At 77.6% G+C, this 1,033-nt stretch carries 2 protein-coding genes; one reads left to right on the plus strand and one right to left on the minus strand.

Annotated features, from left to right (window positions below; all coding sequences use genetic code 11):
* Nucleotides 1-190 (minus strand): hypothetical protein (locus AB0A74_RS42650; protein ID WP_358258939.1); only part of this gene is annotated, 190 nt, incomplete at its 3' end.
* 25 nt (nucleotides 191-215) lie between these two features.
* On the opposite strand from AB0A74_RS42650, the gene AB0A74_RS42655 reads away from it, so the two are divergent.
* On the plus strand, nucleotides 216-431 hold the full coding sequence (locus AB0A74_RS42655; RefSeq protein ID WP_358258941.1) for a hypothetical protein: 216 nt from the start codon (nucleotides 216-218) through the stop codon (nucleotides 429-431).
* Nucleotides 432-1,033: the final 602 nt, after the last annotated feature.

The raw sequence follows: 1,033 nt of genomic DNA on the forward strand, positions 1-1,033 counted from the left end.
TGGTGCCGGCGTCGCAGCCGATGAGGCGGATGGGGGTTTTGCCGTCCCAGCCGTTGCGGCGTAGCAGGTCGCCGTAGTGCTCGGGGGTGTAGGTGCGGTTGCCGATGCGGGCGCGGCCGTCGGGGGTGATGTGGACGTCGGCGGTGAAGTAGCGGGGGTCGTGGGGGACGCGGTGGGGCAGGTCGCCCATGTCGGGGTCGCCGCGGTGGTGGGAGATGCCGGAGGGGGTGGTCTCACCGTGCCGGGCGTGGGCCTCGTCGATGTCCGGGGCGCGGTCCGGGCTGGTGTCCGGGTTGTTCGGGTTGTCCGGGTTGTTGCTGTCGGGGTGGTTGCTGTCGGGGTCGCGGTGCGGGGGCGACCACGGCTTGGGGTCGTGGGGCGCGTCCGGGCGGCCCGGCGTGTGCGGCGCGTCGGGACGACCCGAGGTGTGAGGGCTGGCTTGGGGCGGTCCGTTGTGGACCGGGCCGGGGCGGTTGTGGGGTGTGCCGGGGGCCGTGGGGCTGTGGTGGGGCGGGTTGGGCCCTGGGCCGGGGCGTGCCGGAGCTGCGTGTGCCGGACCTGCGTGTGCCGGACCGGCGTGTGGCGGGCCGGCGTGTGGCGGGTTGGTGTGGGGCGGGTTGGTGTGGGGCGGGTTCGCGTGGCTTGGGCCGGTGTGGGGCGTGCCGGGGTGGCCTGGGCCGGCGTGGCTTGGGGTGGGGCCGGCGTGGCTGGGGGTGGTGTGGCTTGGGGGTGTGTGGTGTGGGGCGGGCGGGGTGCGGGGAGGTTCTGGGGTTCGGCCGTGCGGGATGCCGGAGGCCAGGTCGCCGCGGGTGCCGGGGGTTCCGGTCCAGCCGCCTGGGCCGCCGGGGCGCGGGGCGCCGCCGGGTGCGCTGGCGCCCGGGGTGCCGCCGGGGCCGTTGCCGGGGGTGTTGCCGGGCATGCCGCCGCCGGGTGTGCCGGTGGGGGTACCGCCGGTCGGGTTGGTGGGGGTGTGCGGGCCGGGGGTGGGTGTGTGGGGCTGGTCGGGGCGTGCGGGGGCTTCCGGGGTCGCTGC

The organism is Saccharothrix sp. NPDC042600 (assembly GCF_040647305.1).
In the GTDB taxonomy this organism is placed as follows: domain Bacteria; phylum Actinomycetota; class Actinomycetes; order Mycobacteriales; family Pseudonocardiaceae; genus Actinosynnema; species Actinosynnema mutabilis.

What these genes read in the sequence shown, in the direction of transcription:
- AB0A74_RS42655 (WP_358258941.1), top strand. Translation starts at nt 216, where the DNA reads ATGCCGGAGGGGGTGGTCTCACCGTGCCGGGCGTGGGCCTCGTCGATG.